The sequence below is a fragment of the Agarivorans sp. D1326 genome (assembly GCF_056958115.1).
In genome coordinates, this window is sequence record NZ_JBTWEN010000003.1 from 419,000 (window position 1) to 440,367 (window position 21,368).

The window sequence follows — 21,368 nt, forward strand, 5'->3', positions numbered from 1 at the left end:
ACATAAAGCCTTTTCTCCCTAGTAGACTACCCTGTAAATATCGAACTTCCAAAAACCGTAGACCTCCTCTTTGTTAGGCAGCGGGTAAATTGAAGTGCTGGCATCACTACTACAATCATCACAGTGCTTGGCTCATGTAAAATAGGGCGCATCATTTTTGGTGAAATCGCCGACTATAAACCGCTGAAGTAGAACAGACCCTTACAAGCGCAAAGGCTGTGGCCTATCCAAAATGACAACTTGAATCGCCTAGGAAACGGGTAAATATGTGCTATTTTTTTGAACATAGATCACTATTGCGGACTGCAGGATTAGATCTTAATCGCATTTATCAACATTCATATATATTTGTATTATTAAATTATATTATCTTTATGGTTCATTAGATTTGAAAACGCTCTCGTATAGGGTTTCAGATAATGTGGAAACGGAGATAGCTGTTATTTCCACGTCAACACACAGCACTGAGTCGATTATATAAAAAACTATATAGTTGATTTATACAACATTAGGTGAATGGATACATGAAACATATCTATCTTAAAAGCTTGTTAGCAACTTCTGTTTTTTTAGCCGTAGGCTGTACATCAACTTCTACTCCTGATTCTGTTGAAAAGTTTACGAATAACAAAGAAACAGGTGAAGCTCTATTAACGCCAGTAGCCATTACTGCAAGTAGCCATGATGGTAACGGCCCTGATCGTTTATTCGACCAAGACATTACAACGCGTTGGTCTGCCGCCGGTGATAGCGAATGGGCAATGCTAGACTACGGCTCAGTTCAAGAGTTTGATGCTGTACAAGCTGCCTTTAGTAAAGGTAACGAGCGTCAGTCTAAATTTGATATCCAAATGAGTGTTGACGGTGAAAGCTGGACCACTGTTTTAGAAGCTCAAGAGAGCTCTGGTAGAGCCCTTGGTTTAGAGCGTTTTCAGTTTGAGCCTGCAGTAAATGCCCGCTACGTACGATACGTAGGACACGGCAACACCAAAAATGGTTGGAACAGTGTAACTGAACTCGCAGCCGTTAACTGTAGCATTAACGCTTGTCCATCAAGCCACATCATTACTAGTGCAGTAGTTGCAGCTGAAGCTTCAATGATTGCAGAAATGAAAGCGGCAGAGAAAGCACGTAAAGCAGCGCGTAAAGACCTTCGTTCAGGTGATTTTGGTGCGCCAGCCGTATACCCTTGTGAAACCACAGTAACGTGTTTGCGTTCTGAGCTTCCTCCAACTCCGGCTTTACCTGAAACGCCACTACCAGGTAACGCGCCAAGCGAAAACTTTGACCTGTCTTACTGGTACTTATCGCAGCCTTTCGACCACGATAAAAATGAACGCCCAGATGACGTGTCTGAATGGAACCTTGCAAATGGTTATCAGCACCCTGAGATCTTCTATACAGCAGACGATGGTGGTTTAGTATTCAAGTCATACGTGAAAGGGGTTCGTACCTCTAAAAACACCAAGTATGCGCGTACCGAGCTTCGTGAAATGCTACGTCGCGGTAACATGTCGCACAAAACTAAAGGTGTGAACAAAAACAACTGGGTATTCTCAAGCGCTCCAGAAGCAGACTTAAAAGCTGCCGGCGGTATTGATGGCGTTCTAGAAGCTACCCTTAAAATTGACCACGCCACCACTACTGGTGCAGCTAACGAAGTAGGTCGCTTTATTATTGGTCAAATCCACGACCAAAACGATGAGCCAATTCGTTTGTACTACCGTAAGCTGCCAAACCAAGCAACCGGTGCTGTTTACTTTGCACACGAAAGCCAAGACGCCACCAAAGAGGATTTCTATCCGCTAGTAGGTGATTTAACGGCTGAGGTTGGTGAAGATGGTATCGCGCTAGGCGAAATATTTAGCTACCGTATCGAAGTTGTTGGCAATACCATGACGGTTACCGTTTCTCGAGAAGGCAAAGAAGACGCTGTTCAGGTAGTTGACATGAGCGACAGTGGCTACGATGTTGGTGGTAAGTACATGTACTTTAAAGCCGGTGTTTACAACCAAAACATCTCTGGCGATTTAGATGATTACTCTCAAGCAACTTTCTATAAGCTAAAAGCAACTCACGATAGTTACACTGAGAAATAAGCTTTAGTTGTCACCTTGTTTAAAAATACCCCGCTCTAAAGCGGGGTATTTTTTTGGTTTGCTAAATTTGCGGCTTATTTTTGTTGGTAATCTAAACCTAGATAATCGAATACAAAACCCATCAACCACAGCGGACCTATTAGTAGGTACTGAATATCTTCAAAGAATGAAGGTTTAGCGCCTTCTATTTTGTGGCCGATAAATTGGCCAATCCAAGCGACAACAAAGATTATTAGGCTCACCTGCCATATGGCAATTGGGCTAAATTGAGTAATCAAATCACAAACTAAAAAGCAGCTTACAGTAAACAGCGCCATGGCTAAGCAAAGGGGTTTAGATAAGCGGAAGTAAAAGACGTGAACCGGTATGGCTAGCAAGCTGGCTAGATTGAGCCAACATAGCGCATTACTGTTCGCAGAGTTCGTTCCCGGTAGGGGAACTGACCACAACAAGCCCACAATGCTAAAGTAGATGGCCGGCACCATAAACCAGTGGATGGCCTTGTTTGTAGGATGTTGATGGCTACGCGCATATTCCTTAAACCATTGCTTGACTGGCTTCGACACAATAAGCTTCCTGCTCACTTGTTAAAAAACTGTTACTTTAGCAGTTGGAGCTCTGACCAGTAGCCTTGGAGCGCTAGTTTGCGAGCTAGATCTCGCAGCATTCACTGTTCGTCAATAAATTTGAGCTGCTTGATAAAGCGTTCAATCGCTTTGTCGTCGTGACTAGAGAACTGATACTTGTTATGAAAAAACACGCTTAGCTCAAGCTGGGAGTTGGCAACAACAATGGTATAACCGTCCCAGTCTGAACTGGCACTTAGCCCTTCATACAAGTAGTGCTCTTGCTGCTTTTTTCCTAAGCGACAAATCTTTTCATAGACCCGAAGTACTAAGTTGACATCGATTAGTCGTTGCATCTTAAGGCTGCCCTTGTTGGTCAATCAAACTGTTTGCCCACGCCGCAGCTTTGTTCATCACAGCGCTCTTTACCGGTTAACAGCTTAGATATTTTGAAGCGGTTTTTGGCAAAAACCAAATAGGCTTTGTCGGATACTTTGCGCAATAAGGGCGTGCGTAACAGTTGTATCCAAGGTTTCTGATTGACCAAGCCCCACGCTTGCGCGGTAACGTCTAAGCCTAGCAGCAAGGTGCCTTCTTCTGTTTCCGCATGCAGTATGTCGCTGGCTTCGCTGCGATCAATATGTGGATATTTGCTGGCGAAATCTGCCTGATTAATATCTTGCAGCTCAATCAGTTGGCGATGGTCAAAAAACTTAAGTTGACGCATTTCCTCTGCGCAAAGTGGGCATTGGGCATCATAAAAAATTCGTAATTGCATATAGGCTCCAGATTACTGATGACTAAGAACCACAAGGTGGCAAAGTACCACTACTGTGGTGAGTTTAAAGCGCATAGATTGGTAGCTTTTACCTAATCGGCTGGGATTAGCACTGTGCCATTCACAGTAGTAAAGGTAGCTAAAAGCACAGGCTAATATTGCGAGTGCAAAAGTTGGAGAGTTAATGGCCAAGCAAACAAAACCTAGCAAGGTAAGGGCATTGCTTATAAATAGCTGAGCTGCACCAAATGCATTTCCCGAAACGGTTTGCGCCCATAGGCTACCGGACAAAAAACACAAAATGCTGACGCTGTAATACAAAAATAATTGGGTAGGCGATGGGCCCGTATTTGTTACTCCAAATACTACCGCCAATGCCAAAGCGATAAAAACACTTAAGCCAGCATACCCGAGTAACTTGTAGTTTCGTTGTAAACTTTTCAAACTTCCACCTCATCGAACGCTTATTAGTAAAACGCATTAAGGTGGCAATTAGATCGCTTAACTAGGCTCTAAAGATAAACAGCCCCTAGTTGTTACTGGCAGATTTATCTAATGGCAATACGTTGCAGAACAAGTCCTTTTCGTATTGTTTTTCTAGGTGTTCACGCCAGTTTCGTTGGCTTATTGGCACTAGGTAGAATGTTTCTCGATTGGTGTCGGTAACAAAAGCCATACCGTGGGGCATCAGTTCGTAATGAATATCGTGTACAAAGCTTAACGAAAAGCTTTGCCGACCAGTAAGGTGATTGATGTCTTCTCGTGATAAACACACCCCTTTTTTGTCTTCGCCAAAGCGATCTCGTAGCCAGCTTGAAAACTGTTTAGCGCTAATCATTGTCATAGGAAGCGCCTCCTTAGGTTTGGGTGAATTTTGAACAATTAAACATTAAAGTTATAGCAGAACAATGGGCAGGTGAGACGAGTAAGCCTAGGAAGGTGTGCTGATTTTGCTGTAAATAGATATAAGAAACAAAAGCTTAAAAATTTTGAGGGTAAGGCTTAATAACCTTACCCTCAATGACGCTAGAAATTAGCTAGGAAGAATGGAATTAGCAGGGCGTTCACTAAATCGATAAAGAATGCACAGACCAACGGCACAATGATGAAGGCCAGATGAGAGTTACCGTAGCGTTGTGAAACCGCCGACATGTTAGCCATTGCAGTGGGGGTAGAACCTAAAGAAATACCTCCAAAGCCTGAACATATTACCGCTGCATCATAAGATTTGCCCATGGCCGGGAACACCACAAAAATATTCACCAAGATAGCAATCAAAAACTGTGCTGCAAGAATCGCTAAAATTGGACCGGCTAAATCAATTAAGGTCCATAGCTGCATGCTCATTAATGACATGGCTAAAAAGGTGCCTAGGGATATGTCGGCAATTAAAGCAACCGCTGGTTTGCGAGAAGGCCACTGGGTACCGGTTAAGCGCGGAAGCGACTGAGGTACCAAGTTGGTCATTACAATACCGGCAAACAAACAGGTAACAAACAGCGGTAGTTGCAGGCCCGCTTGCGCAATGGCTTCGTTTAACAAGAAGCCAAGAATAATACATACATGAATGGCTAGAATCGCATCTAAGAAATCAAAACCGGTAATGCTGTTGTTCTTGTTTTCTTCAGCTACACCTACATCCAAAGGCTCTTCTTTTTTGGGCTTTAAGTTGTGTCGATTAACTAAGAACTGGGCAATTGGACCACCCATTAAACTGGCTAGTATTAGGCCAAAAGTCGCACTGGCAATACCAATTTCCATGGCGTTACTAATGCCAAAATCTTCAGCAATCCTAGGGGCCCAAGCAATAGCAGTGCCGTGACCACCAATCAGCGACACACTACCACCGAGCATACCTACGGCAGACTCTAAACCAAATATTTTGGCTACAGTAATACCAGTTAAGTTTTGCAGGATCATGTAACCGATTGTAATACCTAAGAGAATAACCAGTGGCATGCCGCCTTTGAGCAAATCTTTAAGGCTTGAGTTAATACCAATAGTGGTGAAAAAGTACACTAGCAAAATGTCGCGGGCCACTAGGGTAAATTCAATTTCAACAGAAGTGAGGGCGTAGATTAAACCAATCATTACCGAGAACAGAATACCGCCGGTAACGGGTTCGGGAATACTAAACTCGCGAAGAAAACCTACCGCTGCATTTATTCGTCTACCGATAAATAGCACCAAAATACCAATGGTGGCGGTAAAAAAGGAGTCAAATAGTAGAACTCCATTGTCAAACTCAATACCCATATAACTTCCTATAGCAATTAATTATTTAAGCACACGTACAATATGCCGAGCAGGATCCGTCCTACTTAGGTGTATAAGTGTTGGAAAAGTTGCATTTTTTCGCAAACATTTCGCATCCAGTGTAGAGAGGGATTGTTGTTGAGTAAATCTAAACTAGCTATTTAATTTAGCGTAGAGTGAGCTTTGGCGTGGCTTGTAGCAAAAGAAACAAGCTTGCTTGTCTAAACAAATAATTTGCTTTTACCTGACTTTTTTTAATTAAAATTCGTTTATTGTTATCTTTTGTAGTGCATGATGCTGTTTAATTCGCATTTATGCAGTTTGTAATCAACTAAAGATAGACCCGCAACCTTTGCTTGCGCTAGAGTCTTCTCTCAGTTTGAAAAGGTAAAGAGTAATGCGACGCATCATTTTAGTTGTGGTGGCGCTTCTTACTGTTGTTACATGGATGTATTACAGTGACGACGCGGCTCAAACAGAGCAAACATCAAGTAAACCCGTTACCGTAGAAGTGGTAACGGTAGAGCAAGGCAAGCTCCGCGAACAAGTGCATTTATTAGGCAATGTATTCTCTGCTCATTCGGTAAATGTGAAAGCAGAGGTGGATGGTCGCATAGACACGATTGCTGTTAGCTCTAGCCAAGCAGTGCGTGCTGGTCAATTGTTGGTTCAATTAGACGACCGCCACCAACGTGCTGTGTTACAGCGCGAGCAAGCACGGCTTGATGATATTCTTCGTCAGCATCAAAATCTGCTGCAATTATTACCTAAAGGGGCTACCACCCAAGCTGAAGTTGACCGTTACGAGTCTCAAGTTGCTATGCAGCAAGCCGAGCTCGCGTTAGCTGAAGCAGCGTTGCAAGACAGGGCTATTCGCGCGCCATTTAGTGGCAAACTCGGCCTTGTTGATTTAAGCCCTGGGCAGTTAGTTGACTCTGATACCGTGCTCACCACCTTAGATGATGCCACTACTTTACGCCTTAACGTTCCCGTTGCCGCGCGCCATTTAGGCCGAATTAAGGTTGGGCAGCAGGCTAAGCTGCACCAAGCGGGTTTAAGCTCACGTATATTTAGTGCCTCAGTGACTAGTATTGACAGCCGAGTGCGCGGCGAAAGCTTAAATGTGTACATTCAATTGTCTATCGACAATCAACAAGCAGGCATTGCTCCAGGCACTTTGGTCACTGGCGAATTAGATTTAAGTGCTAGCGAGCGGGTGTTAATTCCCCTACAGGCGATTGCTTATAACGGCGATCGCCGTTTTGCTTACCGAGTTAATCAACAAGTTGCAGAAAAAGTTGAGTTGGAGTTAGGCCAGCGCGGCGACAACTTAGTAGAAGTGCTTAGTGGCTTAAATGCTGGTGAACAGGTCGTGAATAAAGGGCTGGTGAAGCTGCATGATGGCATCGAGGTTGAAGTACTCAACTAATGAAAATATCTGATCTGTCGATGTATCGTCCGGTAGCGGCGATAGTACTAAGTTTGCTACTGATGCTGTTTGGGGTTGTAGGTTATAGCCAGCTGGCGGTGCGAGAAATGCCCGACATTGAAAGCCCAGTGGTGTCTATTGGTACGCCTTATCGCGGTAGTGCCTCTTCCATTGTTGAATCACAAATCACCAAGCCGATTGAAGACGAGCTAAGCGGTATTGATGGCATTGATTATATTTGGTCATCGTCGTGGGATGGCTGGTCAGGCATTACCATTACCTTCAAGCAAGGCTCCGATATGTTGGCCGCGGTGAGCGATGTGCGCGATGCGGTGAGCCGAGCGCGTAATCGCTTGCCCGATGATGTTGATGAACCCGTGGTGCGCAAAAACGACAGCGAAGAAGCCCCGTTTATGTGGCTTAATCTTACCGCTACTCTGCAAGACCGAGTAGAGCTTAGCGATTTTGCCCAGCGGATCTTAATTGAGCGCCTTAGCTTATTGCCCGGCGTGAGTGCGGTAAATACCTCTGGCTTGGTTGAACGGGTGATGTATGTGGAGTTAGACCCCACCGCAATGGCTGGACGCGGCTTAACCACCAACGATGTGATTGATGCCTTAAACCGTGAAAACTTACAATTGCCCGCGGGTTATGTGCGTAACGACAGTTTAAATATTGTGGTGCGTATGGAGCGCATGTACCAGCAGGCAGATGATTTTGCCAAGCTACAAATTGCCAACTTTGACGGTGACCACGTTACTTTGTCAGACATCGCGCATATTTACGTTGGCGCTAAAAAAGATACCACTACTTTTAAAAGTAACGGCGTGGACAGCATGGGCTTGGGCATTGTGGCAATGTCTAAGGCTAACCCGCTAGAAGTAGCAGATACGGTAAAAAAAGAGTTGGCCGAATTGCAACGCTTTTTACCCACAGGTGCAGAGCTTACGGTTGATTACGACAGCACTGTATTTATTCGCCAGGCCATTAGTGAAGTGTATTCCACCTTGCTAATTTGTGCGCTGCTGGTGGTGGCGGTGTTGTACCTGTTTTTGGGGCGATTAAGCGCAACCATCATTCCAGCTGTAACCGTTCCGGTATCACTAGTCGCAGCGTTTTCAGTGGCTTATTTATTTGGCTATAGCATCAATTTAGTGACGCTAATGGCTTTAATCTTGGCCATTGGTTTAGTGGTGGATGACGCGATTGTGGTGGTAGAGAATATTATTCGCCACCGCGCCGCTGGCGAGCCGCCATTAGTTGCCGCATTTCGAGGAGCTAAAGAGCTCAACTTTGCAGTAATTGCTACCACCGTTGTACTGGTGATGGTGTTTTTGCCTTTGGTATTTATGCAAGGAAAAATCGGTGACCTGTTTACCGAATTTGCTGTATTGCTATCAGCAGCGGTGATCTTCTCCTCTTTAATCGCTCTAACCTTAGCGCCAGTGATGGCAGGTAAGTTGTTTGAAAAAAATCCCAATCAAGCCACCTGGATGAGCCGCTCGGTGGGGCGCGCCATGAGCGCTCTGCAGCAGGCTTATGCCAAGCTGTTGACTCGAATTATAAACTTTAAATTTTCTGCACTTGCCGTTGTGGCTTTATGTATGGGTTTATTGGTGTGGGCCTATCAACAGCAACAACCTGCCTTTGCACCAAAGGAAGACCGAGGTGTTGTTAACGTCTATGTTGGCGGTGTAGAAGCAACGAGCTACCAGCGAATGGTTAAAAGCATGGCTGAGATTGAGCAACGGCTATTGCCGATGATGAGTGACGAAGGGCCAATCGAAACCCTTAACTATTCGGCGCCAGCTTTTGGCAGTTGGGCAGATCACCAAGGCTTTTTTATTGTTCGCTTAAAAGATTGGAGTGAGCGCAGCCAAGATGCTGCCGAAGTGGTAGAGATGATCCGCGATGCGGCCCATGATGTCGCCGATGTTAAAGTGTATCCTTACCAACCTAGTTTTGGTGGGCGAATGGGCGAGCCTGTGCAGTTTGTATTGCAAGGTGACGACTACACCCAGCTCTATCAATACGCCTTAGAGTTAGAGCAGCAAGCCAAAGACAGTGGCCTAATGCATGGTGTGCAGCTGGACTACAATCCTACAACGCCAGAGATTTTACTGCATGTTAATCGACTAGCAGCCAGAGAGCTCGGCATTAGCGTTAATGACATTGCCAGCACTTTAGAGGTGCTGCTAGGAGGACGTGCTCAAACCCGTTTTGAAGAGTTTGGTGAAGAGTACGACGTATACTTAAAAGCCGATGAGAACCAATTTCAATCTCCCAGTGATTTAAGCAAAGTGTATTTGCGCAGTGATACTGGCGCTTTGGTGTCTTTAGATACCTTGGTAGAAGCGCAAGATGTTGCTTCGGCTCGCGGCTTGTTCCATTACCAGCGTAAAAAGTCGATTAACTTAAAAGCCAACTTAAGTGACAACGTAAGTTTAGGCGAAGCTCTGAGCTTTTTAAATCAAGCGTCTAGCGAGATTTTACCCAGTGGTTATACAGTTGATTACGCGGGGGAATCAAAAGAATTTTACGATAACCAACGCGAGATCTGGTTGTTATTCGCTTTGGCCTTGCTGGTCTGTTACTTGGTGTTAGCCGCTCAATTTGAGAGCTTTATTAGCCCAGCTATTGTAATGCTTACGGTGCCCTTAGGCTTGCTGGGAGGTTTGTTGGGCTTATTGATTACCGGAGAGAGTTTTAACATCTACAGCCAACTTGGCTTGTTGATGTTAATTGGCATGGCAACCAAGAATGGTATTTTGATTGTAGAGTTTGCTAATCAGTTGCGTGACCAAGGTTTAGCGGTTAAAGAAGCCATTATTAAAGCTGCCACCAATCGCCTACGCCCGATTATTATGACTGCCATGACCACCTTGTTGGGTGCGGTGCCAATGTTACTAGCAACGGGAGCGGGCGCCGAAACACGCTTTGCTATTGGTATAGTGATATTTAGCGGCATGTTGCTGGCCACTTTAGTCACGCTATTTGTGGTACCGTGTTTGTATCATTTACTCGGTGGTTTAAGTGGTTCGCCAGAAGCCCGCGCCGATCAACTTAATCAACAGCTTAAAGCGCCAAGTTTACTAACAAGTAATGACAACTAGTGGCAAATCATTTAAACGAGTAAGCAAACTAATGCGAAAGATGGACAAAAAACGCGATAAGGATATCGTAGCTGCTTTAACCGAGGTATGTGAGGACGCCAAGCAACGCTGTGTAGGCTTTGCGTGGATTAGCCACAGTGTTAACTTTCAGCGCTTTCCCGACAGCCTGCTGGTGAGCTGCGCCTATGCAAGCCAATCTTTGTTAAGTGAGGCGAATGAAAGTGGTGAACAACAGGAGCTTACTCAGCAAGTGGTGGCTGCGTTAGCTAACAAAGGGATAGTGATAGTAAAACCGCTACGGCAAATTAGGTTTATTAGCGAGTAACGGGCTTACTCGCTAATGGCTGAAGTTTATTCAGACTCAGGCCAAACAGCTTGTTGCTCAGATGGGCCTTTTTCTTCGGCAAACTTAACCCGTATTTTATTACCTGCTTGCTTAGTTGAATTTAGCGCGGCAATAGCTGCATTGGCTTCTGTTTCGTCAAGCATGCTGACAAAGCCAAAACCTTTAGATTTGCCTGTCTCATTATCCAATACCAAATCGCAGCTTTCTACAGCGCCATGGCTTTCGAATAAAGCGAGTAAGTCGGCTTCTGTAATGCTGCGAGCGAGGTTACGGACAAGTATTTTCATGGAACACCTATAATTGCGGGTGAATGTGTGCGAGTGAATATGGCGGCGGGAACCTCGCGTGTTGCAATAGCCCAAGCTTGGCGCAAATTCATGGTTTGTTTTATCTCACATATTGTTACGCAATTTTGTGTAAAAAGCTCGCGACATTTGCTTTGCTCTTACGACTAATTTGCTGCATTAGCGCAAAGCTTGGATTTATTAACGAATAGTGTTGCTCTAATTGCTCGAGTAAACACAGCCAAAGCTTGGCTGTCATTTCAGAATCGGCTAAGGCACGGTGAAAAACGCCATCATTGTCGATGTTGTTGTAAGCGACTAAGCTGCCGAGTTTATGGTTCGGTGCGTCTTGAAATAGCCGGCGTGACAATAACATCGAGCAAGCAAAGTCGCCGTTAAGTCGTCGGCCTATTTGGTCAAACTCGGCTTCTAAAAAACGCTGATCGAAGGATGCGTTATGCGCCACCATATTGTGCTGGCCAACAAATTGATAAAAGCGCTCCATTACCTCATCGCAAGGCGCCGCCTCTTGTAGCATGGCATTAGTAATACCCGTGTAGTCTTCGATAAAAGAAGAGATGCGAAAGCCTGGGTTCATCAACTCTTGAAAGCGCGCTGTAGCTTGGCCATCTTCTAGTAATACGGCACCAATCTCTATGGCTCTGTCGCCTTGAGTTGGCGATAAACCTGTGGTTTCAAAATCGAGAACAACAACGGTGTTAGCAGGGGCTTGAGCGGTCAATGGTGCGAGCTTCTAGTCATTAATTTGAGCCCACAATGGTAACGCCGCTCAGCGAAAAGGCAATGGTTAAGGGGGGAATCCCAATTATTCTTTGTGGTCTTCGGCTACTTGAAGTTAGGTTTAATTGACTAAAAACTAATTGCTTCTTTTTTGTCGTAATATGAACTTTGTTCACTCCTTTTGAAATAAGCGCCAGCAATTTTTCGCTGACGCTAATTACTTTTTTGCACTCTACTCTTCGTTTTCTTTGTCCGGATCTATTTTTTGGGGGGAATCGTCACCTTGTATCATCAAATACTGATTTGGGTAGTACTTAGCTACCCACATTTGAGCAAGTTGCGCTCGGGTTATTGATTTTACGTAGAAATTTATTGGTACACCTAAGTTCCCTGCTAGAGCTTTGTTAACGTAGTCTTCGAATGCAGTCATTAAAGTATCTGTATCGAGTAGCTTATTTTTTCTTGAATCAATCGGAGCTAGTCCTGTAACCACTGAGTTGATTTCGGCGTTGCGAATAGCTAGCATTTGTCCTCCAGTTCTAGCTGATTGTGCTCTTTCTGCTACGGAAGCTTGATCACTTTTTGTCGCATTAGCTGCTACTGTCAGTTTATCCATCATTTTAGCCGGGTCAAAATCAGCAAATTTTTGGACGCCTAATTGAACCTCGTTAGACTTAATAACTGGAATAGAACCCATCGTAAGAATGCTCACGGTTGAAGATAGTGACTGTGAACTTAATAAGCTTTTAACGTCATTAGAAAAAGATGAATCAACTCCAAACCCTCCTGAGGCACTAGCGAACCAGTTTCCCGTTTCCATTTGTGCTTGAAGTGACGCTGCAGCAGAAGTTATTTTCTGAGCTGATTCGGAGCTAGTTGATTTCAAAACATGAACCATACCAACAAAACTTGAACCGTAGGTTACTCCGGACAACAAGTGCATTTTTTTCTCATCCGTGGTGCCTTCTTCAACAGCTATTTCTTGAAAGCTTTTCACGTCGTCAATTTTTATTAGCTTGTCTTTGTATAACTCATTCCAAACTCGTATTGCTTTATCAACATCTAAGACGAATGGGGCTAATAGTGCTGCATCTTTATGCGTACAAGTTACTGTAATTATTAGCGTGCCTTCAATATCATTTGTTTCTTTTTGAGATGTCATTTGGTTTCCGACAGCCGTAGTAAGTTCGGCTGAACGGGTTGTGCCCAAAAACTTAGTCATGCCAGAAACAAAGCCCTTAGCTTGTGTAACAGTAGCGTCGGAGTTTTGTTTGGTTTGTTCAAAAGAGAAGTACTGTGCGTTCATTCTCAATGAATCTGACGATAGCGGCATCTTTTTTATCTGAGTCTTGTTGTAATCAATAGGACTTTCTATGTTGGAAGATATTCCTCCTAATGAACTTTTCTTTTTGGCTATTGTTGCTAAATTGCTCGCTCGAGCCTCAGCATATTTTTTCGCATTTTCTTGAATCGCGTTGTTAGCCACTTCATGGGCTGAATCGAGTTTAGATGTGTCTATACCCAGATTAACCATTTCAGAAATTGTTAAATCTAGGCTTCTGCGTACTTCTATACTTGAGTTCATCGCCTCTTCTAGTTCGTCAATGGGCCTTTGTAGATCAGATATTTCCTCCAAAATTTTAAGTTTATCTTCAGGTATTAAGTTACCTAATGTTAGGGATGAGTCGTAAGGTATGGATTGTGGCATTTCTTTGTCCTTCTTTCTTCATTTAAAGTCAACAGCTTGCTCTGTAAGCACCTGTGCACAGCATGGCTAGTGGTAAATTGATACATGCGTGTCAATCACAATGTCCGTATTTTGTACATTTGTTGGTGATTTCTGGTGACTTTGTTTTGATATTCCAACGCCACCCCACAGCTAAATGGTTGCCTTTTGGAGCAGTTTTGGCTGTATGAAATGAAATTGTTAGGTCTTCTTCAAATGATGTAATGCCTTCTTCAAGAGGAATGAACTTCCCAGTGTTATCGTGAGAGTGAGGAACACATATACCTAGGCCATAAGCTGATAGCTCTTCTAACATTTCTTGAACCCTAGGCTGATTGATGCTTTCTGATGCTTTTTCTATGAATGGATGTATCGCTGTCTTCATTGTGTTTTTCCAGTAATAGCATCACTAGTTAATTTATGGACTTGGTGGTGACGCTTGCAACAAATCCTACAGCTCTTCGAGTGGAGTTAAAGATCGTCTACTTTTTATTGTCATAAATCTCAATATGGTCTGTTAACCTTAGTTGAGTAGTTTGTAAATGCGACAAAAAAGTTAATAAAATGTAAATTAAAAGTAAATGATTGGTTTCTGCGGTAGAAAGCTTCAGGTATTTAATGTATTTGCTCGTAAATGAGAGCTGTTATTTCGCTGGGTTGCCGTGAGAGGGTTGTAGTTGCCATAAAAAGCTTACAAAAATAGACCTTTATACGACTAGGAATTTTTCATGGTAAATAGTGATAGTTCAATGGTAAATAAAGCGCCGCCTAAATGGCTATCGCTTACACTGGCTTTACCGCAGTGGTTGGTGACAATTCGCTCGACAATAGATAAACCTAAGCCATGACCACCGCTCTGGCGGCTGCGGCTATCATCTACCCGAGCAAAGGGCAGGAAAATTGATTCGCGGTATTTCTCTGGTACACCGCTACCATCGTCATGTACTTCAAAAATTACCGATTTGTTGACCACATAAGCACGGATAAGAATGAGCTTTTCGGCATACTTTTGAGCATTTACGATCAAGTTGTTTAAGGCGCGACGCACTAGCTTTTCATCGGCCATTAAACTCAAACCCACCGGACATTCAATTTGGATCTTTAATTTGGGGCTGAGCTTAGAGAGGCGCTCACACATGTTGTAAAGCAAAGGGTAGGGGTTAATTGATTGCGGGTTTATTTCACGCGCTTTGGTTAACTGAGAAAAACTAATTAACTCGTGAGTCAGGTCTTCCAAGCTATCTAAGTCTTCATCCATTTCTTGAATATGCTCGTGCATGGTTTTCATGTCGGTAATTGAGCGAGTCATATCTAAGGCAAAACGCAGATTGTTAATCGGGGTTTTTAGTTCGTGAGACGCCGCCATGGTCATTGAGTCTTGCTCTTGAATCAGCGACTTAAGTTTAGCGGCCATGCTATTTAAGCTGCGTGCCATGTGATTAATCGGCGAAGGCGCTTTTTCGTTGGCGCTCACGTCGAAATCTCCGTCACCTAAGGCTTTGGTCACTTTAGCTAGGCGATACGTATGGCGAGTAATTGAGAAAGAAAACCACATTACGGTAGCGGCTAAACAGCCACCCATTAGCGCTACCATGTACCAAAATAGCCAGTCACCGTAATCCACAAACTCTTCGTCTAAATCTAATTCGAGAACCTGTTGGTCGGGCCATTGGTAATAAAGAACAATGTCGTCGTCATCTAAAAAGTTGCTTTTAACCGATATGTATTCGCCGTTACGCATTAGCTTTAAGCGGGCTTCTGCGTCTAGTTCGGTAATTGGAAAAATGCGGATAAAGAAAGGGAATTCTTCTTGGTAGCGAGTGAGTACTTTGTCTACATCTGGGTTCTCTGCTTGCAGCAGATCTCGGTCTAGCAGGTAGTAAATAGGCAGCACAATTTGGCGTATTTGTTCGCGCTCAATGTGCTGCACTTTTTCTTCAATAATCACGCCGTAAATAAAGGTGGCGGCAATAATTGATAACACCGAAGACAGAAACAGCTTTAGAAATAAAGTAATCAAGCGGGGTTAGCTCGCTATGCTGCTTTTACAAATAAATAGCCTTTACCACGCACCGACTTAATGTAGCGATAAGGTGGCGTATTGTCGTTTAGCTTTTTACGTATCGTTGATACTCGCATGTCTAGCGAGCGGTCGAGGCCGTCGTAATCAATGCCACGCATTTCTCTAAATAGTACATCGCGCGGCAATACGTGGCCTGCGTTGTCCATAAGAAAGTAGAGTAGGTCAAACTCGGCGTCGGTAAGCTCTAGCAGTTGCTCTCCTAGCCAAATACGGCGCTGAGTTTTGTCGGCAATCAGTTCTTGGCAGATAATTCGGTTGGGGTGGCGAACCGGTTCGCTATTGCTTAGCTGTAAAGCATCGATGGCACTGGCGCGCTCACTGCGGCGCAGTGCAGAACGAAGCCTAGCGAGCAAAACATGTGGACGCAATGGTTTACTTAAGAAGTCATCAACACCCAAATTTAGTGCAGACACTTCGGTTACATCGTCGCCTTGGGCGGTAACCATTAAGATCGGCCCAGAATAAAAGTCTCGAACCACTTGGCATACTTGAATGCCGTCCATGCCTGGTAGCATTAAATCTAGCAGCACTGCATCTGGAGAATGTTTGGCAATTAGCTCTGGCGCTTGATCGCCACGCTCTGAAGAAATAACCTCAAAGCCTTCGCTGCGCAAGAACGTAGCCACCAACTGTTGTTGGCGTGAATCATCTTCAATTAATACGATTTTTTTGTGTTCTTGGCTCAACTTGTTTCCCTGCATAGACAACTCCCTCAGCTGGCTCATTTTAGAGAGCCCTTAGGCCGATGCAATTACCACTTACAAAACTACGACAAATATCATTTAAATGTAAACTAATTCTCAATATCTAGTTTGGAATATCGGAAAACTGTGACTATCCCTGACATAAGACTGACTGAGTGAGAATTTGTCGCATTTTACAATGTGCTCAACAAGTGGTTGCTCGGCATGCAAACGCATGCTTGAAAGTCTATTAAAGGGATAGGGAACAGGATGAAAAAATTTCACACTAAGCGTCTATTAACAAGTAGCGTACTAGCTACGTTTGCATCTGTTGGTGCTGCCAATGCTACTGGTTATGTAGACGATGAGGCTGGGTTTGGTTTTGAGTTATTGTTGGGCGGCATGGTAGGCCAGCAACAATCTCAGTTTGATACTGATGACGATAACGCAGTGACTCAGGATCTTAATAACTCAGGTAATAAAAGTAGCGGTGTAAGCCCAGCTGTTTTAGCGGAGCTAAACTACACCTTCGCTAACAAGAAAACTCAGATTTTCTTAGGTCAACAAGAAGAAAACATTGTGCGTGGCCAAGACCAAGTTGAACTGGGCATTACCCAAATGGTGGGTGAGTATTCACAGTTAGAACTGGCGTATTTCCCTAAGCTGCCAGGTTTTAGTGAGACCTGGCAAGATCCATATTTAACCGGCAGTGCGCGGCAAAAAACCGATGCTGATAGCAGTGGTTTTAGGGTAGCTTGGCGTTATTTATTTGATACGCCACTAACCTTGCGTTACGGCTTTGCGACGGCAGATATAGAAAACGAGCGTAGTGGTCAAGCCTTTGGTTTAGATGCTAACGAACAAAAGTTAATGCAGCGTGACGGCAAGTATCACCGAGTCTCTGCCGAGATATTGGCTTACGATGAAGATGGATTTACCGTGACACCTCAGCTTACTTATACCAAGGCTGATACCGATGGTGATGCAATGGCGTTTGATGCTTATGCCTTTGGCTTAGAAACCACCTACAGCTTTGCCGAGCGCCATTTCACCAGCCTTTACATTAATTATGCTAAGCGTGATTACAAAGGCCGTAATCCGATATTTAACCAAACTCAGGATGATGACGATTTTGGTATAAACGCCATTTATGGATATGCCCAACCTTTTGATTTTGAGAATACCTCGGTATACCTGATGGCATCTTACGATAAAGGCGATAGCAACATTGAGTTCTATCAAAGCAAATCGTTAGGTTTGTTAATGGGTGTCGCTTACGAGTTTTAACAACTAGCAGGCTAAGGAGTAATCGTAATGTGGATAGCGCAACTTTCTAGGCTTAGTGTGATATTGGTGATGGTTGCTACATTTGGGGCCGGTATTGCAAACGCCGCCCACGAGTCTAGAACCATTATTTATCAAATTGCGGTGGAAGGTGATGTGGTTGGCGTATACCAACGGAACCGAATCATCGATAACCAATTTCCTAATGGCTTAGTCATTGAAGAGGAGGTGGAGTTAGATTTTAGTTTTCTGTGGTTTAAGGAGTTTTACCAGCGTAGCGGAAAAGTAATGTTGGATAATGGAGCTTTGAAACAGTTCGCTTTTAAGGTTGATGAAAATCAAGAGAGCTATTTGATTTTTGGCAATGATAAATTAGAGCAAGGTATCCATATTAATGCTTTAGAAAACCAAGCTAGCAGCAACTCCACATGGACCAATAAGCTGTTGCAGTTGATTGAGAATGAGCATAACTCTAATGGCATGGCACTATTGCTAAATCGTTTTGAGCAAGCTCCTGATGCTATTTTACAACGCAGTGATTTTGATTCTGATTCTTTGAGTTTTCCTGATTACTTGATGGCATCCATTGATCATCAAAACACCCAGGTATTCAAAGTGCTAGACCTTGATGAGTTTGACATTATTCAGTATCAAGTTAAGTACTTAGGAGAAAAACCATTAAGTGCTGCAAACCGGGTGTATGTTAGCCATGGATTTGCTTTGAATACCGAAGGAGAGAGCAGCGAACTGTGGTTAAGCAAAGATAAACTGGGGGCATTTATTGTGCAGCAAAGTGGCGTAGATGATGGAGACCATTACTCGGTGAACATGCAACAATATCTATTCTGAGTTTGCACCAGGTGAACAAATATAAATGAAGCACCCACTTAGCGTGCTTCATTTTTCTATATAGAGTGTGATTGAAAACGTTTTAATCACACTATTTAATCTTAAATTTCCTCCTCTTTGATTTTTAATAACAAAAATCTGTTTTATTTAGATATTATTGTCATTAAAGTCTTTTGACTTATTTATTTTCAATTAGTTAAACATCAGGATTTCTTGGCATGGAAAGTCAGCACTTAAGTGAAAACCGTTTTAAATTTCATGGAAAAACCGACGAGTATTTTGGAATTTGGATCGTTAATGTATTGCTCAGCATTGTTACCTTGGGTATTTATTCAGCTTGGGCAAAAGTGCGAAATAAACAGTATTTTTACGGCAATAGTGAATTAGCGGGTGAGCGATTCGAGTATTTAGCGAAACCCTTACAAATCTTGCTGGGGCGGATAATTGCAGTAACTCTGGTGATTATTTGGGCTGTGTCGCCAATGATAAATGAATTGCTTCAAGTTGTTCTAATGCTGGCGTTTGTGGCAGTGATGCCAGTTTTAGTAGTGAAAAACTTACGTTTTGATTCTCGGGTAACCCGCTACAGAAATGTTCGATTTGATTTTGTAGGCAGCTATGGCGGAGCCTACATGGCGTTAATGGTGATGCCGTTTTTAGCTTCCGTCTTTTTTGCTTTAACTGCTGGATTAGTTATTGGACTTGGTAGTGTTATTTCACCTTTAGTATCAGGTGTACTAGGTGTAGTGGTTATTGGCGCTGGGTGTACTTACTTGTATGCCTTTATGGCTACCTACATGAGCCGCTATGTATTGAATAACTACCAATGGGGCAGCATGAAGTTTACTGCAGATATTGAGTCTGCGGCCATGTTTAAAATTTTCTTAAAAGCCGCAGCGGTTGGTTTGGGCGGTGTACTGGCTTTATGTCTAGTGGGAGCTTTACTGGCGTTTGCTCTATTTAGCGCAGACTTTAGCCAACTCGGCGCTATGTTTGCTTCATTGGAGCAAGGCGGTGCTGAAGATCTAGCAGCCGGCGGCGCGTTGGTTGGGATCTTCATGCTGATTTATCTCAGCTTCTTTTTGCTGGGCTGGTTTGTAACTGCCTACTTAAAAGCTTGTTTGCGAAACTATCAGTTTGGACAAACAGACATAGAAGGCCAATTGTTCATGGTGTCATCAGTAAAGCCTTTGGCATTTATGGGCGTAATGCTTAGCAATATGTTGATTATTGTATTCTCATTTGGTTTAGCGACGCCTGTTGCAAAAGTGCGTATGGCGAAGTTTTTGGCACAAGCCACGGCAGTACAGGGTGATATCGAAAGTATTGCAACTAACAACCAAGTAAGTGATAGCAAAACAGCCATTGCTGATGAAGTTGCTGATGCCTTTAGTGTAGAAATTGGCGTGATTTAAGCCACATGATCATTACCGGAAAGGTTTTTGTAGAAAATAGCTCAGTGTCTAGAGCTGCCAAGTTGCATTGCTCTGATGAAGGCTGGCTTGAGCTAAGTGATGAATTTGGCGCTATTCGAGCGCCGGTATCTGAGCTAGATATTGCGATGTCGATTGGCTCGCAAACGCGCGCCATTGGTTTTAGCAATGGCAGTCGCTTTGTTGCCGATGAACCAAGCCGTTTGAATAGTTGGCTGGATAAACAAGGCCAAGGCTCTTGGCTAAAAACCTTAGAGCGCAATGTGTTGATGATTATCTTAGCCTTTGTAGTGAGTGCGGCGGCTATTTACGCGGCTGCCAGCCAAGGGCTTCCTTGGTTAAGTCATTACTTGGCTAGCAAAGTGCCGGTTTCCATTAGCCAAGAGCTAGGCGAAGGAACGCTGCAGCAATTTGAAACTTTAGGTTTTAGTGAAACTGAAATCAGCCCAGAGCAACGGCAAGCAATAGAGCAAAACTTCAATAGTTTGGTAGAACAAATCGATAGCCTACCCATGCAGCCTAAGTTGTACTTCTACAGTATGGGCGAAGACGCAAATGCTTTTGCGTTGGCCGATGGCAGTATTGTGGTGACAGATCAATTAGTAAAACTGCTAGATAGCCCAGAGCAACTCAATGGCATTTTATTACATGAGCTAGCCCATGTGGCTCATAACGATGTGATGGCAAGCTTAGTGCGTTCGGCTTTGATCAGTACAGCTGTGGTGTTAGTTGTTGGCGATAGCAGCTTACTGGTAGATGGCCTAGTAAGCGCCGCAGTGCTAGGGGTAAGCCTTGGTTACTCTAGAGAAGCTGAGCAACAAGCCGATTTGTTCGCTTGTCATTGGAGCAAGCAGCTAGATTTACCTCAAGATCAATTACTCGCCGGCTACCAGCGTTTATTCGAAGACCACGAGTCACACATTCCTACTTGGATAAGCAGCCACCCAGGAGGTGAGGAGCGTTTAGTTGAATTAGAGAGGTGTATGGTTGATTAGGGCGACCTTCATCTACAGAAAACTGTTAGATTACTTAAGCGGCTTTTGCCGCTTTTTTACATTTGCACAACAAAGATCTTCAACTCACAAAAAGATGTTTTATTTACATGCGTGATGTTTTTCATCTTGCCTGTATCAATGAATTAGACTTAGTATTTGTCTGGGATTTCATTACAGGGACGGTAGATGAAGGTTTTATCTCGATTCGTATTTATTAAGTTATTTCTTATATTCAGTATATCTTCTTTTGCAGATTCTATTGCCAGTTACCCGCCAGAGTGGCGTGAGTGGACCGTTGTAGGCATTAGCATGGTGCCAGGCAAAGATGTAGTTCTTCCAGAAGAAACGCCGCTGTTTATCCAAGAAGCGGTGGCAGCATATAACTGGATTAATGACGGCAAAGGCACCAAGCTCACTACCTATGTTCATCCCGATAAGGTAGACCAGTACTCTACACATGGCCCTTATGATGACGGAGTAACCGTAGTAGGGGTATATGAAACTCCTGGCGTAGTGTTTGTTACTGAGCATTTAGCTGGTGAGCCTTTGTATGGCACCTATGATACCCAGGGAAATGATATTAGCTCTGAGCACCCTACCTTTGAGCCGGAGTTTTGTAGCCGCTGTCATACTGCTTATCAAGATATCTGTATAAATGGTACCTGTAGCGTTCCGGTGATTGATCTGTTCAAAGATAAGTAAA

Annotated in this window: 21 protein-coding genes; 9 read left to right on the forward strand and 12 right to left on the reverse strand. The window is 43.7% G+C overall.

Going from position 1 to position 21,368, the window contains the following annotated elements:
• Positions 1-524: 524 nt before the first annotated feature.
• A complete protein-coding gene (locus ACYFDN_RS08455; protein ID WP_483510745.1) occupies positions 525-2,099 on the forward strand; it encodes a polysaccharide lyase family 7 protein in 1,575 nt (524 codons plus the stop codon).
• Between the two features lie 74 nt (positions 2,100-2,173).
• Here the strand turns inward: ACYFDN_RS08455 and ACYFDN_RS08460 are convergent, their stop codons facing one another.
• From ACYFDN_RS08460 to gltS, 6 genes are all read right to left on the reverse strand, one after another.
• Positions 2,174-2,665: an Mpo1 family 2-hydroxy fatty acid dioxygenase gene (locus tag ACYFDN_RS08460; RefSeq protein WP_483510746.1), complete on the reverse strand. Its 492-nt coding sequence runs from the start codon at positions 2,663-2,665 to the stop codon at positions 2,174-2,176.
• Positions 2,666-2,766: 101 nt separating this feature from the next.
• A complete protein-coding gene (locus tag ACYFDN_RS08465) occupies positions 2,767-3,021 on the reverse strand; it encodes a DUF3081 family protein (RefSeq protein WP_338621955.1) in 255 nt (84 codons plus the stop codon).
• 20 nt (positions 3,022-3,041) lie between these two features.
• A complete protein-coding gene (locus ACYFDN_RS08470; RefSeq protein ID WP_338621954.1) occupies positions 3,042-3,443 on the reverse strand; it encodes a thiol-disulfide oxidoreductase DCC family protein in 402 nt (133 codons plus the stop codon).
• A 12-nt stretch (positions 3,444-3,455) separates the two neighbouring features.
• Positions 3,456-3,887: a DUF3429 domain-containing protein gene (locus ACYFDN_RS08475; protein ID WP_483510747.1), complete on the reverse strand. Its 432-nt coding sequence runs from the start codon at positions 3,885-3,887 to the stop codon at positions 3,456-3,458.
• Between the two features lie 85 nt (positions 3,888-3,972).
• Positions 3,973-4,287: a hypothetical protein gene (locus ACYFDN_RS08480; RefSeq protein ID WP_016400971.1), complete on the reverse strand. Its 315-nt coding sequence runs from the start codon at positions 4,285-4,287 to the stop codon at positions 3,973-3,975.
• A gap of 182 nt (positions 4,288-4,469) precedes the next feature.
• Positions 4,470-5,699: a sodium/glutamate symporter gene (gene gltS, locus ACYFDN_RS08485; RefSeq protein ID WP_016400972.1), complete on the reverse strand. Its 1,230-nt coding sequence runs from the start codon at positions 5,697-5,699 to the stop codon at positions 4,470-4,472.
• Positions 5,700-6,096: 397 nt separating this feature from the next.
• Here gltS and ACYFDN_RS08490 point away from each other — a divergent pair, with 397 nt between their 5' ends.
• Genes ACYFDN_RS08490 through ACYFDN_RS08500 form a run of 3 tightly spaced genes read left to right on the forward strand, consistent with a single transcriptional unit; the run spans position 6,097 to position 10,566 of the window.
• Entirely contained in the window at positions 6,097-7,128 is a 1,032-nt protein-coding gene (locus ACYFDN_RS08490) for an efflux RND transporter periplasmic adaptor subunit (protein ID WP_483510748.1), read from the forward strand.
• Entirely contained in the window at positions 7,128-10,241 is a 3,114-nt protein-coding gene (locus tag ACYFDN_RS08495) for an efflux RND transporter permease subunit (protein ID WP_483510749.1), read from the forward strand. Before ACYFDN_RS08490 ends, ACYFDN_RS08495 begins: the two co-directional genes overlap by 1 nt.
• A gap of 31 nt (positions 10,242-10,272) precedes the next feature.
• On the forward strand, positions 10,273-10,566 hold the full coding sequence (locus ACYFDN_RS08500; RefSeq protein WP_483510750.1) for a hypothetical protein: 294 nt from the start codon (positions 10,273-10,275) through the stop codon (positions 10,564-10,566).
• A gap of 26 nt (positions 10,567-10,592) precedes the next feature.
• Here the strand turns inward: ACYFDN_RS08500 and ACYFDN_RS08505 are convergent, their stop codons facing one another.
• The 6 genes from ACYFDN_RS08505 to ACYFDN_RS08530 all read right to left on the reverse strand — a co-directional run bounded on the left by ACYFDN_RS08505 (position 10,593) and on the right by ACYFDN_RS08530 (position 16,122).
• On the reverse strand, positions 10,593-10,874 hold the full coding sequence (locus ACYFDN_RS08505; protein ID WP_483510751.1) for an RNA recognition motif domain-containing protein: 282 nt from the start codon (positions 10,872-10,874) through the stop codon (positions 10,593-10,595).
• Between the two features lie 115 nt (positions 10,875-10,989).
• Positions 10,990-11,613, reverse strand: coding sequence for a 3'-5' exonuclease (locus ACYFDN_RS08510; protein ID WP_483510752.1), 624 nt, complete (start codon positions 11,611-11,613; stop codon positions 10,990-10,992).
• A 231-nt stretch (positions 11,614-11,844) separates the two neighbouring features.
• Positions 11,845-13,320: a hypothetical protein gene (locus ACYFDN_RS08515; protein ID WP_483510753.1), complete on the reverse strand. Its 1,476-nt coding sequence runs from the start codon at positions 13,318-13,320 to the stop codon at positions 11,845-11,847.
• Positions 13,321-13,411: 91 nt separating this feature from the next.
• A complete protein-coding gene (locus tag ACYFDN_RS08520; RefSeq protein ID WP_483510754.1) occupies positions 13,412-13,723 on the reverse strand; it encodes a hypothetical protein in 312 nt (103 codons plus the stop codon).
• A 330-nt stretch (positions 13,724-14,053) separates the two neighbouring features.
• A complete protein-coding gene (locus tag ACYFDN_RS08525) occupies positions 14,054-15,358 on the reverse strand; it encodes a sensor histidine kinase (RefSeq protein WP_483510755.1) in 1,305 nt (434 codons plus the stop codon).
• 14 nt (positions 15,359-15,372) lie between these two features.
• Positions 15,373-16,122, reverse strand: a complete 750-nt coding sequence (locus ACYFDN_RS08530) for a response regulator (protein WP_016400979.1) — start codon at positions 16,120-16,122, stop codon at positions 15,373-15,375.
• 252 nt (positions 16,123-16,374) lie between these two features.
• Between ACYFDN_RS08530 and ACYFDN_RS08535 the strand changes: the two genes are divergently transcribed.
• From ACYFDN_RS08535 to ACYFDN_RS08555, 5 genes are all read left to right on the forward strand, one after another.
• Positions 16,375-17,391 carry a DUF2860 family protein gene (locus tag ACYFDN_RS08535; protein WP_483510756.1) on the forward strand — a complete coding sequence of 339 codons (1,017 nt, stop codon included), beginning with the start codon at positions 16,375-16,377 and terminating at the stop codon, positions 17,389-17,391.
• 27 nt (positions 17,392-17,418) lie between these two features.
• Positions 17,419-18,237 carry a hypothetical protein gene (locus ACYFDN_RS08540; RefSeq protein WP_406609237.1) on the forward strand — a complete coding sequence of 273 codons (819 nt, stop codon included), beginning with the start codon at positions 17,419-17,421 and terminating at the stop codon, positions 18,235-18,237.
• Between the two features lie 218 nt (positions 18,238-18,455).
• Positions 18,456-19,652, forward strand: coding sequence for a YjgN family protein (locus ACYFDN_RS08545; protein WP_483510757.1), 1,197 nt, complete (start codon positions 18,456-18,458; stop codon positions 19,650-19,652).
• A gap of 5 nt (positions 19,653-19,657) precedes the next feature.
• Complete coding sequence (locus ACYFDN_RS08550) at positions 19,658-20,665, forward strand: M48 family metallopeptidase (RefSeq protein WP_483510758.1); 1,008 nt, start codon at positions 19,658-19,660, stop codon at positions 20,663-20,665.
• Positions 20,666-20,851: 186 nt separating this feature from the next.
• Positions 20,852-21,367 (forward strand): hypothetical protein, encoded by a 516-nt coding sequence (locus ACYFDN_RS08555; RefSeq protein ID WP_472590350.1) that lies wholly within the window; start codon positions 20,852-20,854, stop codon positions 21,365-21,367.
• Position 21,368: the final 1 nt, after the last annotated feature.